Raw genomic sequence first — 14,708 nt, 5'->3', positions numbered from 1 at the left:
AACGCCAGCGGCGATGGCTGGCGTATGGGGTAATAAAGGATGGTCCGGGAGATGGTTGTCGGGAATGGGGGTTGTCAGTCGGTGAGTAACGACCTGCGGATGCCATAGCGCCGGATATATGGGGTAAGTCCTGCACCGGCATCGGGCTCAAAATTCCAGGCACGCCAGACCATGCTGCCATCATCGTCGCGCACAACCAGACGAAAATGCGTGGTCTGGTCATCTTCGATGGTGACGTTGTGGTAACGACTGATAATGGCTTCGGCCTGCTGCCGGGTAAAAGAGCCAGGTGGTAGTAACAGGGATTCAGGCATGATGATGGCCTTAAAAAGTAAAAAGCCCTGTTGCACATGGGCAACAGGGCTGGTCGAATCACTTATGTGAAAATCCGTCAGGGTTGATCGAGACAATCCTGCCAGGTGATATCTTTCAGCGCATCGTGCAAGCCACGGGCACTGAACGGTTTCGATTCCCCTGACTGAAAGGCGGTGAAAGCCACTTTGTCTTTTGCTCCTGTGTGCTTCAGTGCTTCAAAAGCCACCTTAGCCGGAACAGCCTCGCCCGGAAGCAGTGTTTCATTCTCAAGCGAGTATTTTTCATTGTTTATCAGAAGATACACCTCGCTCATTCCTTCATCAGAGGTGGCGCGGTAATCCTCCTTCGGGAGCTGCCAGGCCACAACCATCTTTTTATTGCTGCAACTGATGGTCAGCTTCTCTCCGGCCTGATTGTCGCTGCTGAGTGCAAACTCCATACCGCCCGTATTGCCGTACCATTCACCCCACTGTTGTTCGGTCACTGTTGCATGAGTGAAGGCCGGGGCCAGAAGAGACAGCAGGACAGGTAGACAGGGTTTAATTTTCATACTGTTATCCTTTTCAGTTCATTAGCGCTGATTCAGTTTTTCTTTATACGCGTCTATCTGTGCCTTTAGCTGTGCCAGCGCAGCCGAAGCGATATCGGCGTCAACACGGATAAAATCCTCCTGAATCACGCTGAACCTGACCGGAATTTTAAATGTACTGGCACCCGGTCCTCGCAGAATAGCCGTTCCTGTTTGAGTGTTATCACCGACCTGCTGCGCATTCTCAATCATCAGGCATGAAACATTTTCCTGAATGGAATCCCATACTTTTTGACCAATGGCCCCGCAGGCGGCTGAGTGATATTGAGTAAGGTTCAGATGTGCCTTTTTCGCTTTATCGAACTCGCTCTCTTTTTGCGGGTGGGCTTTATAATAATCGCGCTTTTTCTGTAACTGCTCTTCCCGGCGCTTTTGCGCCTGCTGCTGATTGAGCTTATCAATCTCATCCGTGTCCGGACGTGCCGTAATGACACCGTCACTGAGGGTCATGCGGACCGGGTAGATATTGCCATTACTCAGGTTAGCAACCGCCAGATAACGGCCTTCAGATAAGGTTCTGGTGATATCGACTGAAACACAGGACTCCCGCGAATTGAGGTTCTCAAGCATATCGTTTACTGCCAGACAGCCTGATGCTTTGACCGTACTCTCTGGTGATGCAGCAAAGCTGGAGCCAGCAATCATTGCCAGCAGAGGTAATAATTTAATCAGTTTCATTTTTTTCCTTACTGAAATCAGATGAATAGTTTTTGTGAATACATAAATGCCCCGGATAATACCCACCGGTACATCAGTGGGTAGTGTCAGGGCAAGGAGTCGGCTGAATACCCCGATTTTTGACGATACTGGTGATAACAGCATCGGGCTCCTCTTTGCTGCCAGGTGGATAAAAAACTGCACTATTCCGGCCTGTTATCAGCCGGAACAAACGCAAGCAGTGACTGCTGAATAAATCGAAAATGGGGTAAGGCCTGAATGAACACCGGGTCTTCAGCCAGACGACATAAACTGTCGTTACGCCGGAAAGACTCCTGCAGGGGTTGAACCAGATGAATTTCATCCAGCGTGAAAACGGCAATATGTCCGTTATGCTCGGCAATCAGATACCAGGTCTGCTGGTGGATGAGTAACCGGCACGGAGCCAGTCGCTCGCAGCGCTGCCCGTCAGCAAGCAGTGTGACTTTTCTGCGGTCAGTAATTGCCTGAACCAGTCGCCAGAATGACAGAGGCACTGACGGTGAGGATGCCGGACTGGCAGGTGGTATAACGCAGGGGGCTTCATCACACATCAACAACGTATTCACCAGTCGGCGGTCAAGGCCCGGAAAAAGCCCGGCCAGCCCGCTGCGGTGGGCAAAGATAAGCACATCAGGTACCATCTGCATCTCACTGCCAGCGGTGCGCAGACGGCAGTAGCCGGACTGATACTCAAGGTCCAGGTACATCAGACGTTCACGAAAATCCCGCCGCAGCGTGCGAACCGATACGCCAAACTCAGCGGCCAGTTTGCGCACACTCAACGTTTCACCCGCCACCAGGCGGCTGATTATCAGTGACAGCCTGACAGCCAGCCGGTCATGGCGGCGTTCTGCCTGTGTCATGAGAGGTTCTCCGGGAAAGTTAACTGACTGAAAATGATGTGATTACTTTAAAGAGGGGCGCGGTCAGGGTATGGACACCACAGTAACTATTTTTCATTTCTGCAAATGTCAGTTGTGGCGGGGGTTACAGACAATCTCCGGGGAGTGAGGACCGCCAGCACGTCGCAATGCGGACAGGTGGTGTCCGATATTAACAACGTGGCAACATGAAACGTCTACTGCAGTTGTGTGAGCAGTGTTTCTGCCATCACCCACAGCGCACGGTTAAGCTTCACGTCCCCGTCAATGCCGCGCACGGCACGGGTATGTGTCCGTCCACCTTTAGCATTACGCCCACTGAGTCCGCCCTTAATCAGGTTTTCCTGCACACGTTGATAAGTAGTCCACAGGTCATTGCTCTCATCCTGCCAGCGGCGCGGGGAGAGTATCTGCGATTCAGTAACCGGCTGATGGTCCTCACCAAAACGATACGTCAGCGCGGCTTTTGCCAGTGCCTGCTGCGCAGGTGGCGGCAACAGCAACGACTGCATGGCATCCCGCTTTTCTTCCACACGGTCAAAAATCCCCAACACCTCATAGGCCCCGTCAATAACCTGACTCACCACGTCCCCCTTGTGTGGCACCCGTACCTCGCCAAAGGATTCGCCACAGACAAGACCGTTCTGACACACAGCTCTGAATAACCCCGGCAGCATCTGGTACGAGCTGGTGCCGTCATGTGAATTAAGAAGAATAATTTCCGGTACCTGCTTACCGGTAATCTGCCCCTCCCGGCGCAGACGCAGCATGTGCTTTGTGTGTTCGCGACGACCAGGATCACGTACACGGGTCTGACAGGCAAAGAACGGCTGAAAGCCCTCCCGCTGCAGACTGTCCAGCAGAGAGATGGTGGGAATATATGTGTAACGTTCACTACGGGATTCGTGTTTGTCTTCGCTGAATACACTGGGTACCACGCGGAACAGTTCTTCACGGGTTAACGGACGGTCACGACGAATAAGATTTGCAGCGCCAAAGCGCGAAGCCAGACGGGTCATAAGCAGATTCCTCATAATGGGGAAAACTAATAAAAGAAAGCCCCGTCGCACAGGCGACGGGGCTCGGAAAACAACTGGCAGGATTAAATACTCAGAAGAAGAAATTCCAGACGCTACGGGCAACCGACACCACTGTATCGCGTACCGCCCTGATAACTGCCCGCACCGGGGCCGGTATCAGCGGTAGAGCGCTCACCGCATCCAGCGTCGCGCCGACGGTTTCACCAAAATCGTTACGCGCTTTTTCCTGGACTGTCGCTGTGCGAAAGGGAGACTGCAGTTGCGCCACTACCGGGCTGCTAGCTTCACGAGGCAGGCAGCGGATCATCCGTTCGGCCATTATCCGTAATCCCCACCTGGCCCGGACCGATACGGCACATACCGGATGCACCGGCTGGAACAGTTCATGCAGCAGGCAGATTTTGCGACTGATATTCAGCTTCTGTGCTGTGGATAATTGACTGTTACTGCTGGTGGGCTCGACCTTGTCCGACTGGCTGATAACAAACAGCACTTTATGCCGATATGCTTCACCAATAACCTGTCGGTAAAAATGCTCATCCACCGCCAGCGCGCGGTCATCAGCCTTAATCAGCCACAGCACCAGGTCGAGCTGGTGTAGTTGTTCGCGGTACAGCGCAGCATATTCCGCATCGCGTGAACTACTTTCCCCGACACCGGGTAAATCCACGAGGGTCATCACACGTTCTCCCACCTGCAGACGAAAGCGCAGTGGCTCACGGGTACAGGCAGCAACATCGCTGACCGGCGATACCTCACCGGCAAACAGGGCATTGCACAGACTGGATTTACCTGCACCGGTTTTGCCCATAATTCCGATCACTGGCTCATAGTGAGTAAGCTGGTTTATCTGCTGCAGAATCCGCTCTGATGTCCACTGCGGCAGGCCAGAAAGTGATTGTATAAAGGTCTGCAGACCTTCTTTTTCGTGCATCGTCATTCCTCTGAAGAATTAAAATGAAAACGGCAGTACCCGAAAGTTCTGCCGTCACATCAGGGCTGTTCACGAGGATGATATATATCTGAATATTTTTTTGATTAATCGTTTTTTACAGATCTCATTTTCTTATAAGCATCATCAATATATGCTTTAAGTAAGGCATTTGGTTCAATGCCTGTCGCATCCTGCAACGCAAGTAATTTCTTTTTAGACTGTGCTGTCAGTTTAATACCTGAGCTGTCTTTGGCTTTTTTATCCCTGTGGCGTTTTTGGATCCAGGCGTTTCGGGCTCGAGCCAGAAAGTGTTGCTTATTTTTGTCTGCATCCAGTTCGAAACTATATGATTCATTTTTGATGAAAGCGTGCTGTTCTTTGCTCCAGCCAGCCCAGTTATCAAATGTCGCCAGAAGAAAATCATTCATTTGTTTTCTGGTGGCAGGAGATACATCGCAACCAATAAAGCTCTTTTGCATATAATCCCACAGCCAGAGGAGATTATCCTCATCATCAAGATCAATCCATGAAAAAGGTTGAGGGTAATTGCCAAACTCAGTACGCCATGATTTATAAAGGCGATCGATGACTTCTATTTTGTCATTAACGCTCATAGCCAGATTATCAACGAAAGTCATGCTTGAAGAAATATAGCTTTCTTCAGAGTCGTATAATGGACTTAGCGATTGGAAATTAACACCGTTAGCTACGTGAGAAACTACATTTTTTATGGCTGAAGGGCCATTATCAAGAGTAAAATCCTGAGCGTTAATTGTATTTATTGCTTTTTCTCTGTTTAAGTCTGCAATCAACTTTTTAACGCCTTTAACATCTTCCACGCCTGCCTTATCATTTTTTGAATCAACATCAATTTCCCATTGACTCGTTGACTGAGTTATAAGTACATCATCTTTGATGATCGGAGTTGATATCAATAAACCCTCTGCGAAATTGATGTCTGAATTATTTAACCTGGAGGTAAGTAATATATCGTTACTGACAAGCCAAAAGTATGAATAACATGCAGCACGTCTGCTTGATTTCATCCAGTCAAAATACTTATCAGGAACAATATTGATAGCAGCATGCTTTTTCATCTCTCTGATTATTTTTTTTCGCTCTTTAAGATTTTTACAGAGAGAGTTTAAAGCTGTGTTAATTTCATCAGCATACTGAGCAGCAGAGTGGTAACTTTTTGTTGTATTGGTGTCAATCCATATCCCATACCTAACAGCCAGGTACCCCAGGTACTGGTTGTATCTCCTCAAACGCCTGTAGTCCATCAATGCCATACCGTTCCCCTGTCACGTTTATCGTGCATCCTGATGTATCAAAATCACCCGTCAATCAACCATGAAAAACATAATTTAACAGTAATAAAAATGCTTTAAAAGCATAATTATTTAGTAATGATAATCAGGCTGTTTTTTACAGCATAAGTGCGTTTTAATGGGGTTAATTAGGTTATCTGAAGAGTATGACAAATTTACCCAATGTCAGTAAACTATCCTGATTACAGAAATGGCGATTTTTTACAGGAAAAACCTTTCATTTGCCCTGATAAGTGACACTGTCGTATCGCAAGTGATGATGTATCCGGAAGGTGATGAAACGGGCAGAGACTTGCCGGGGGCAGCTGCGTGTCGCACAGCGACTTCACTCAGACAGGTGAATAAAAATGAGAGGTAAACAGGTGTTGATTAATGTTGGCTATTAATTTGGGTTAATTAGTATAATTAATAATGACGTCACCTGAAATATACTACATCTTTACTCTGTTCCATAATCTTCTGCCTCACTCTCACCACTGCATATATTCAAACTTGTAAAAGGGTGATAATTTACATACAACGCAAATCCTCTGAGCATAAACAGCGAGGATTGAGCCATGCATTTCCCCTATCCCAGTAACACCCGTTATGATATTAACTGGTTTTTATACTCTCTCATTAACAGTCATCTGAATGATATGCTACACCGATACTCAAGGGTACTGGGTGTAAGGATTGATTTATTCTATATAAAGTCGACTTCCAGATTTCGTCAGAGCACTTACAGAACAATTGAGTCAGACGTGCGGAAATTAATGAAAAAAACAGAATCCTGTTCGTTCGTAACTGGTTACTTCTGGGTCATTGAACGTACACCAGATCATGGTTTTCATGCACATGTTATATTCTATCTCGATGGTCATCATACACAAAAACCATTTCCGCTGGTACAGAGAGTTAGTGAGTTCTGGAGAGAGATAACAAATGCAGAGGGTTATTATAACTGGAGCAATTACAAGAAAAATTATCAGGCTGATATTAACCGAAAAATTAACCATTCGGATATCAAGAGCATTAATGAATTAAGATACATCATCAGCTATCTTGCTAAAGAGGAACAAAAAAATGGGATGTATATCTGGGGAAGTAATGAGGTTCCTCCGCCAAGTGGGTTAGGCAGACCCAGAAATAGCGATAGTCTTTAGCGTGGTTTATTTTTTACAGAGCCAACAGTTGATGTGGAGGAGCGAGTAGTAATAATTACTAACACCCGCTCCGGTTAACAGATATTACTGGGAAACATCGACATGCTAACTAAACCTGCTTTACTGGACGATCAGTTTATTGACATGAAATTCATCACTCAACTTACTGGCCTTAGCGATAAATGGTTCTATAAGCTAATACAGGATGGCTTATTCCCGAAGCCAATTAAGTTGGGCAGAGCTTCCCGATGGTTAAAAAGCGATGTGGAAGAGTGGTTGCATTATCGTATTTGCGAATCCAGGAAATAATTCCACCTGCTAAACTGCACATAAAATCATCTTTACCAAAAAGTAAGCTCACTTTGATTATCCACAAATTAATATCTCCTAAGAGTATTCCCTGAGGATCAGAGATGCATGAATCTGCTTACACTCAGCATTAATGAATTCCACTCATAGTCTCTATCCTCTTGCCTAGGATTATCAGTATTCTAAATACCTGTTAATATGCGTTTATCTTTTCATGTCCAACGGATCACCATGCTTAATCAACAGGCACGTACACAGTCGGCTACAGCTAAAAAAACGGCCACTCGTTTCTGCTCATTCTCAGCGCTCTGATGGCTGTTACCTCTTTATCAACCGACATCTATCTTCCAGCTATGCCCGTCATGGCAAAGGATTTACAGGGTGATGCGGAGCTGACAATCACGGGGTTCCTTATCTGCTTTTGCATTGCACAACTGATTTGGGGACCCATTAGCGATCGTTATGGACGTCGACTGTCGCTGTTTATTGGTTTAGGTCTATTCATCATCGGCTCAGTGGGCGGCGCGTTATCAACAGATATCGTGCAAATAGTCTTCTGGCGTGTTTTTCAGGCGTTAGGTGCCTGTACCGGGCCGATGTTGGCACGAGCAATGATCCGTGACCTGTTTAGCCGTACTCGTGCAGCACAAATGCTTTCGACTCTGATGATCATCATGGCCATCGCGCCGATTGCCGGGCCCCTGATCGGCGGGCAGATGATTAAAGTTACCTCATGGCATGCCATTTTCCGGCTGCTGGCGATTATCGGGACATTAATGCTGATGTCTTTATTCTGGTTACCGGAGACATTACCTGCTGATAAACGCTTGCAAGCCTCCGTAACCAGAGCATTTCACAACTACTATGCCTTGCTCACCAACGCCAGATACATGCGGTTTACTCTGTGCCTGATCTTCTACTATGTTGCAGCCTACGCCTTTATCACCGGTTCTCCGTTTGTGTACATCACGTACTTCGGCGTCGACCCGCAGCATTACGGTTGGCTGTTTGCAGTAAACATTATTGGACTGATGGCGGTGAGCATGGTCAACAGACGCCTGGTTCACCGCTAACGCATCTGCCTGAAGTGGGAATCAAAGGGAATACCCACTTCCCGTTCTCTGATTTAAATAATGTGCAGATTGCTGACCTGGTGAGTAAATTCCTGAAGGAAAAAGATCTGCAATAGGAAGCGGTAGTATTGAGCCTTCAATAAAGAAGGCTCAATACAAACATCAGTTTTATTAAAAAATGGGAACGTGACGGTCTGCTAAGAGCGAAAAGCGGACATCCAAGAATTGATGAAAAGTACAACATCTTCAGGTAATAAATAAATTTCGCCGAAATAATGTAATTACCGACCCGAAGGCCGGTAATTGTTAACGCTGATAACCTTTTACCACGCGTAAGCTTCAGGTGCCTCTCCGCCTGGCCCCGGCCAGATGGTATCCAGCCTTTTGAGCGTATCATCTGAAAGAGACAGCGTCAGGGCATTGAGATTCTGACGGAGCTGTTCAACTGTACGCGGACCACTGAGCACGGCGCTAACCACCGGGTTCTGCAGTAGCCAGGCCAGCGCGACGTCTGATGGTGTTTCCCCCAGCTCATCACACAGTGTTTCCCAGGCCTCCAGTTGTGGCCGCAGGCGGTTGATTTGTGCCTGCAACTGCGGTGATGCCCGGCGGCCACCGGCAATTTTCTTCAGAACACCGCCCAGCATCCCCATCCCGACCGGACTCCAGGGGATCAGGCCAATGCCGTAATGACGCAGCGCCGGAATGATTTCTAGCTCAATCGTGCGTTGGGTCAGATTGTACAGGCTCTGTTCCGATACCAGCCCCAGCAGGTTGCGCGCGTCAGCCTTGCACTGTGCAGTGGCAATATCCCAGCCAGCAAAGTTACTGCTGCCAACGTAGCTGATTTTACCCTCACGGATCAGCTGTTCCATGGCCTGCCAGATCTCCTCCCAGGGCGTGTTCCGGTCGATATGGTGCATCTGATAGAGATCGATATGGTCCGTTTTCAGCCTTTTCAGGCTGGCCTCACAGGCCCGGCGGATATGGTAGGCAGACAGGTATTTGTCGTTCGGCCCCGTGTCCATCGGCTGGTAAACTTTCGTGGCCAGCACTATCCGGTCACGCTGACCACTACGCGCCAGCCAGTTACCGATGATTTCTTCGGATGTTCCGTAACCCTTTGCCATATCCGGTGACTGCGGCCCGCCATAGACGTCAGCGGTATCGAAAAAGTTGATACCTGCATCCACGGCTTCATCCATGATCCTGAAGCTGGCAGACTCATCCGTCAGCTCACCGAAATTCATGGTACCGAGACCGATGCGGCTCACCCGCAGACCGGTACGCCCCAGATGTTTGTAGTTCATGTCAAATGCTCCTTAACTGAACGTGTTATTGCAGATTTTTACGGAAAAAGTCTTTCAGCTTGTCAAAAGGGATGACGTCGGTACGGTCATACAGATCGACATGCCCTGCGCCCGGTACGATGTACAGTTCTTTAGGCTGACCGGCGCGTTTGAAAGCGTCCTCGCTGAACTCTTTTGAGTGAGCCCGATCACCGGTAATAAACAGCATCGGGCGCGGCGAGATGGTTTCAATATCGTTGAACGGATAGAAGTTCATAAACTTGCCAATACTGCTCAGCATCGGTTTCGTCGTCAGTTCCTCTTTCTGACCCTGTGGGGTATAGCCGCCGCGTTCGGTGCGGTAGAAATCAAAGAACTCGCGCTGAATATCCGGTGTGGAGTCATCCAGTTTGTTCACGGTGCCAGGGATATAAGCCGTCTCGCCGCCCTTAAACTCGGCTAACCGTTGCTCAATGGCTGACTGGATAAAGGCCTTACGTTGTTCTCCCGTCTGGGAATGATTAAGGCCATTACGGAACGCGCTCCCCATGTCATACATGCTGACCGTGGCAATGGCTTTCATACGCGGGTCAATCTTGGCGGCACTGATAACAAAACTTCCGCTGCCGCAGATACCCAGCACGCCAATGTTTTCTGGATTGACAAACGGCTGTGTGCTCAGATAATCAACCGCCGCGCTGAAATCATCTGTGTAGATTTCCGGTGAAATCAGGTGCCCCGGTTTGCCCTCGCTTTCTCCCCAGAAAGAGAGATCGATAGCCAGCGTGACAAAACCCTGCTCCGCCAGCTTCTGCGCATAGAGATTTGAACTCTGTTCCTTAACGGCTCCCATCGGGTGACCAACGACGATCGCCGGGTGTCGGGTGTTCTGGCTCATCGTTTTCGGGATAAACAGGTTGCCGACCACGGCCATCTGATACTGGTTTTTAAAGGTGACTTTTTGCTGCGTCACCTTATCGCTTTTATAAAAATTATCGGCCCCACGGGACATATCCGCCGCAGAGGAAGCAAATGCACTGATCAACAGCCCCAGCGCTAACGTAAATTTTTTCATGATGGTCTCCTTATCATTAAGCCAGGGTGGCGTTATCAATGACAAACCGGTAATGCACATCGCCCCTGAGCATGCGCTCATAGGCATCGTTAATCTGGTCGGCGCGGATAAGCTCAATGTCGGCGACAATGCCGTGTTGGGCGCAGAAATCGAGCATCTCCTGCGTTTCAGGAATGCCGCCAATCATCGACCCGGCAATCGATCTGCGCTTCATGATGAGGCTGAACACTTCTGGCGAGCCATGCGGCGTGGCTGGCGCACCCACCAGGGTCATCGTGCCATCGCGTTTCAGCAGCGCAGTGAACACGTCGAGGTTATGCGGCGCAGCAACGGTGTTGAGGATAAAATCGAAGCTCTTTGCATGGGCTTCCATTTCGCTGGCATGACGGGAGACCACCACCTCATCTGCACCAAGCGCTCTGGCGGCGTCACGTTTGGACTCAGACGTGGTAAAGGCCACGACATGCGCGCCCATGGCGTGCGCAAGCTTGATCCCCATATGCCCCAGTCCACCGATACCGACCACGCCGACCTTTTTGCCGGGGCCCGCCTGCCAGTGACGCAGCGGTGAGTACGTTGTGATCCCTGCGCACAGCAGCGGAGCCACGGCGGCCAGTTGCGCTTCTGGGTGAGTGACGCGCAGGACATAGCGCTCATGCACCACAATCTGCTGCGAATATCCGCCCAGCGTGTGGCCCGGCGCATCCGGCGTCGGGAAATTGTATGTCCCTGTCATATGGTCGCAGTAGTTCTCCAGTCCGTCGTCACAGTCACTGCAGTGCCGGCAGCTGTCGACAATGCAGCCGACCCCCACCAGGTCCCCTGCACAAAAACCGGAGACGTGATCGCCAACGGCCACGACACGACCGACAATTTCATGTCCCGGTACGCAGGGATAGAGCGTTCCAGCCCATTCAGCGCGTACCTGGTGGATATCCGAATGGCAGACTCCGCAGTACGCGATATTAATCTGCACATCATGGGCACCGGGGGCGCGACGGGTGATATCCATCGGCTCCAGCGGCAGTGTGCCCGCATGGGCACCGTAAGCTTTAACTGTCATGGCATTACTCCTGGGTTTATGAATGGTCTGCGGCAGAAGTGTCTGCCCGCGAGGTCAGGAAGATCAGTACGGTTGCGATAATCAGCATCGCGGCGCTGGCCAGGAAGGTGCTCTGGTAGCCGTGATGGTCGAAAAGCAGGCCGCCCACCGTCGAACCGAGAGCAATGGACAGCTGCACCATCGCCACCATCAGTCCGCCGCCCGCTTCGGCATTCTGAGGGAAGGTACGCGGAACCCATGCCCACCATCCCACCGGTGCGGCTGTGGAAATCAGCCCCCACAGCCCAAGCAGCGCCGTCACGATGGCTACCTGACTGCCGAAGGCAATCAGTGCCAGCGCGGTGATGGCCATCAGTACCGGGATGGCCATCAGGGTCGGGTAGAACCCGCGTTTTAACACCCGGCCAATCAGCGTAGTGCCGATGAAACCCGCGACACCAATAACCAGCAGGACCAGGGTCACTGTTGCGTCATCCACCCGCGTCACCGTCTCAAGGAAAGGCCTGATGTAGGTAAAGAGCGTGAATTGCCCCATAAAGAAGATCCCCACACCCAGCATGCCCAGCGTGACCACCCGGCGACGAAACAGCATGAAAACGTTGCGGGAAGCCGCCGCCTGACGGGTGACCGACATGGAAGGCAGACTGAGTAATTGCCAGACAAACGCGATGATGGCGACCGGCACCAGGCAGAAGAAGGCGCCCCGCCAGCCAACAACCGATCCGAGCCAGCTGCCCAGAGGGGCAGCCACGACGGTAGCCAGGGCATTGCCGCTGTTGAAAATAGCCAGCGCCAGCGGAACGCGATGCACCGGGACCAGACGCATTGCCGTCGCGGCCGACATCGACCAGAACCCGCCGACCACAATGCCAATCAGGGCCCTGCCCGCCATATAGGTCAGGTAATTGGGTGCCATCGCAATAAAAGCACCGGAAATTGCCATAATGCAGGTCAGGCCGAGAAGCAGCGTTTTCCGGTTAAGCGTGCCTGCCAGCACGGAAATAAACAGGCTGGTTACCACTGCAAATGCCCCGGAAATGGCGATGCCCTGTCCGGCCATGCCTTCGGTGACACGAAGGGTCTGCGCCATCGGTGTCAGCAGGCTGACCGGCATGAATTCGGAGGCGATCAGGGCGAAGACGCACAGCGTCATGGCAAAGACACCACTCCAGTGCGCAGGCTGTTTCCCGCTTCCGGTGTTTTTTTTTCTGTTTTTGTCTGTCTTATTACTCATTCAGGGATTTCTTTTCAGTAGATAACATGAAGTCTGTGCCCCGGAGCCTTCAGCGCTGCAGGAAGAGCTGAAACGGCATACGGGGACGGGATAAGAGGGATAATCGCGGTACGGAAGGTGCTGCGGGTCAGTTGGCGACCCTGATCTGCACCGCAAGAGGTCCGTGGCGCTGCAGGACCGGCAGTCCGGAATCCACTTTCCCTAACGGGATCAGTGAACGGGCGTAAGCCCTGCCCCGGGCAAAAATCGCCAGGTTGCCCCAGGGCGCGTAGTAAGTGATATCTCCGGCTTCCGGCGTTATGCCGTCCGGTGCCTGCACCGTGGAAAGCCTGCGCGGCAGGTCGCTAATACGCTCAATATCGTCATAGTCTTCCAGCGTCAGGCTGAGGGGAAGCAAAGACGCAAAGTCCCGGCCTGTCGGCGTATCAAAGAGGGTGGCGGTGGCGGTTTCTCCCTCCACAATGATCTCAATTTTCATAAGCGTCTCCTGCGCCACTCCCCGGTCGTTGTCACCCGCCATAGCGGACTGCGTGACGAAAAGCAGGCCGGCAAGGAGCAGCAGTGATGTTCTGCGGTAAGCGTTTTGCATAAGGGTTAGCGTTGACTTTTTCATCGCATTATTGTTACCAATATGCAGCGGGTTAACTAGCTAATGAATACTTAATACCCTTATAAGTAAAATTTATAAATGGACCGGAAACGAGCATGGCCAGACGCAATCTTAACGACTTACTCTCTTTCGTCACCGTGGCGCGTGAGGGCAGCTTTACGCGCGCTGCCGCCCAGCTCGGCGTGACCCAGCCCGCACTGAGCCAGGCGATTTCCGGGCTGGAAGAACGGATGCAAATCCGCCTGCTGACAAGGACCACGCGCAGTGTGTCAGTGACGGCTGCCGGGGAGCGCCTGCTGCAGTCTGTGGGACATCGTATTGATGAGATTGAAGCCGAGCTGGACATGCTGACGGCACTGCGTGATAAACCTGCCGGGACCGTCCGTATTACATGTGGACCTAATGTTCTGAAGACCACACTGCTGCCAAAGCTGACACCACTGTTACGCGAATATCCTGATATTCATATTGAGTTTGATGCCAACCACGGCTTCCGGGATATCGTTGCGGATCGTTTTGATGCCGGCGTGCGGCTCGGAGACACTATCGACAAAGATATGATAGCCGTACCCATTGGCCCGAAACTGCGCATGGCGGCTGTAGCTTCCCCTGAGTATTTCGCCCGGTGCGCCGCCCCTCAGACGCCACGCGATCTGATGCAACACTGCTGTATTAATGAGCGCATGGTTCAATCGGGGAAAATTTACGCCTGGGAGTTTGAGCAGGAAAACGGTAAATTTCACGTTCGGGTTGAAGGGCAACTGACGTTTAACACATCGGAACACGTCGTTGACGCAGCTCTTGCCGGACTGGGCATTGCCTTTTTACCTGAAGAGGAGTTCGGCACACATCTGCAGGAAGGAAAACTGATCCGCGTGCTTGAAGAATGGTGCCGTCCTTTTCCCGGCTACTATCTTTATTATCCCAGCCGTAAACAGCCTTCCCCAGCGTTTTCACTCGTTGTGGATGCGTTGCGTATTAACCGGAAAATTTAACCCTGAATTATCGGGCCAATATTTCAAGAACGGACGTGAACTTCCGCTTTTGGCACAAAGCGGACCGCCTGAAGTGTTGCGAGGCCTGCTATGAGCGAAAGGCGGGCACCCTCATAGCGTTAACAG

15 protein-coding genes and 2 pseudogenes are annotated in these 14,708 nt (G+C 50.8%); 5 read left to right on the top strand and 12 right to left on the bottom strand.

Annotated features, from left to right (window positions below; translation table 11 throughout):
* Positions 1–74 precede the first annotated feature (74 nt).
* The 7 genes from HV237_RS21950 to HV237_RS21920 form a co-directional block, all read right to left on the bottom strand.
* Positions 75–314 (bottom strand): DUF905 domain-containing protein, encoded by a 240-nt coding sequence (locus HV237_RS21950; RefSeq protein ID WP_047359067.1) that lies wholly within the window; start codon positions 312–314, stop codon positions 75–77.
* 77 nt (positions 315–391) lie between these two features.
* Complete coding sequence (locus HV237_RS21945) at positions 392–865, bottom strand: hypothetical protein (protein ID WP_052951289.1); 474 nt, start codon at positions 863–865, stop codon at positions 392–394.
* 21 nt (positions 866–886) lie between these two features.
* Positions 887–1,582 carry a hypothetical protein gene (locus tag HV237_RS21940; RefSeq protein ID WP_047359068.1) on the bottom strand — a complete coding sequence of 232 codons (696 nt, stop codon included), beginning with the start codon at positions 1,580–1,582 and terminating at the stop codon, positions 887–889.
* Positions 1,583–1,764: 182 nt separating this feature from the next.
* Complete coding sequence (locus tag HV237_RS21935; protein ID WP_047359069.1) at positions 1,765–2,466, bottom strand: WYL domain-containing protein; 702 nt, start codon at positions 2,464–2,466, stop codon at positions 1,765–1,767.
* A 215-nt stretch (positions 2,467–2,681) separates the two neighbouring features.
* The gene (locus HV237_RS21930) at positions 2,682–3,503 is read right to left on the bottom strand and encodes a DUF932 domain-containing protein (protein ID WP_032751326.1); all 822 of its coding nucleotides are present in this window, start codon (positions 3,501–3,503) and stop codon (positions 2,682–2,684) included.
* 91 nt (positions 3,504–3,594) lie between these two features.
* Positions 3,595–4,458, bottom strand: coding sequence for a GTPase family protein (locus tag HV237_RS21925; protein ID WP_047359070.1), 864 nt, complete (start codon positions 4,456–4,458; stop codon positions 3,595–3,597).
* A 104-nt stretch (positions 4,459–4,562) separates the two neighbouring features.
* Positions 4,563–5,750 (bottom strand): hypothetical protein, encoded by a 1,188-nt coding sequence (locus tag HV237_RS21920; protein WP_047359071.1) that lies wholly within the window; start codon positions 5,748–5,750, stop codon positions 4,563–4,565.
* 596 nt (positions 5,751–6,346) lie between these two features.
* Between HV237_RS21920 and HV237_RS21915 the strand changes: the two genes are divergently transcribed.
* From HV237_RS21915 to HV237_RS21900, 4 genes and pseudogenes are all read left to right on the top strand, one after another.
* Positions 6,347–6,934: an inovirus-type Gp2 protein gene (locus HV237_RS21915; protein WP_047359072.1), complete on the top strand. Its 588-nt coding sequence runs from the start codon at positions 6,347–6,349 to the stop codon at positions 6,932–6,934.
* A 102-nt stretch (positions 6,935–7,036) separates the two neighbouring features.
* Positions 7,037–7,243, top strand: coding sequence for an AlpA family transcriptional regulator (locus HV237_RS21910; RefSeq protein ID WP_047359073.1), 207 nt, complete (start codon positions 7,037–7,039; stop codon positions 7,241–7,243).
* 231 nt (positions 7,244–7,474) lie between these two features.
* Positions 7,475–8,313, top strand: a pseudogene (locus HV237_RS21905) (multidrug effflux MFS transporter); the annotation flags it as partial.
* A pseudogene (locus tag HV237_RS21900) lies at positions 8,313–8,432 on the top strand (alpha/beta hydrolase); the annotation flags it as partial. The pseudogenes HV237_RS21905 and HV237_RS21900, both read left to right, overlap by 1 nt.
* A 207-nt stretch (positions 8,433–8,639) precedes the next feature.
* On the opposite strand, the gene HV237_RS21895 reads toward HV237_RS21900, so the two are convergent.
* From HV237_RS21895 to HV237_RS21875, 5 genes are all read right to left on the bottom strand, one after another.
* On the bottom strand, positions 8,640–9,626 hold the full coding sequence (locus HV237_RS21895; RefSeq protein ID WP_047359074.1) for an aldo/keto reductase: 987 nt from the start codon (positions 9,624–9,626) through the stop codon (positions 8,640–8,642).
* Between the two features lie 25 nt (positions 9,627–9,651).
* The gene (locus HV237_RS21890) at positions 9,652–10,680 is read right to left on the bottom strand and encodes an alpha/beta hydrolase (RefSeq protein ID WP_047359075.1); all 1,029 of its coding nucleotides are present in this window, start codon (positions 10,678–10,680) and stop codon (positions 9,652–9,654) included.
* 16 nt (positions 10,681–10,696) lie between these two features.
* Complete coding sequence (locus HV237_RS21885) at positions 10,697–11,743, bottom strand: NAD(P)-dependent alcohol dehydrogenase (protein WP_045325187.1); 1,047 nt, start codon at positions 11,741–11,743, stop codon at positions 10,697–10,699.
* Positions 11,744–11,759: 16 nt separating this feature from the next.
* Positions 11,760–12,977 (bottom strand): MFS transporter, encoded by a 1,218-nt coding sequence (locus HV237_RS21880; RefSeq protein WP_073970858.1) that lies wholly within the window; start codon positions 12,975–12,977, stop codon positions 11,760–11,762.
* 127 nt (positions 12,978–13,104) lie between these two features.
* A complete protein-coding gene (locus tag HV237_RS21875) occupies positions 13,105–13,455 on the bottom strand; it encodes a cyclophilin-like fold protein (protein ID WP_080172362.1) in 351 nt (116 codons plus the stop codon).
* A 227-nt stretch (positions 13,456–13,682) separates the two neighbouring features.
* Here HV237_RS21875 and HV237_RS21870 point away from each other — a divergent pair, with 227 nt between their 5' ends.
* Positions 13,683–14,582: a LysR family transcriptional regulator gene (locus tag HV237_RS21870; protein ID WP_035897671.1), complete on the top strand. Its 900-nt coding sequence runs from the start codon at positions 13,683–13,685 to the stop codon at positions 14,580–14,582.
* Positions 14,583–14,708 lie beyond the last annotated feature (126 nt).

It is taken from the genome of Citrobacter sp. RHBSTW-00570, from assembly GCF_013739755.1.
Lineage (GTDB): Bacteria > Pseudomonadota > Gammaproteobacteria > Enterobacterales > Enterobacteriaceae > Citrobacter > Citrobacter braakii.
Note: the sequence above shows the minus strand (reverse complement) of the source record. Positions and strands in the feature narration are given on the sequence as shown.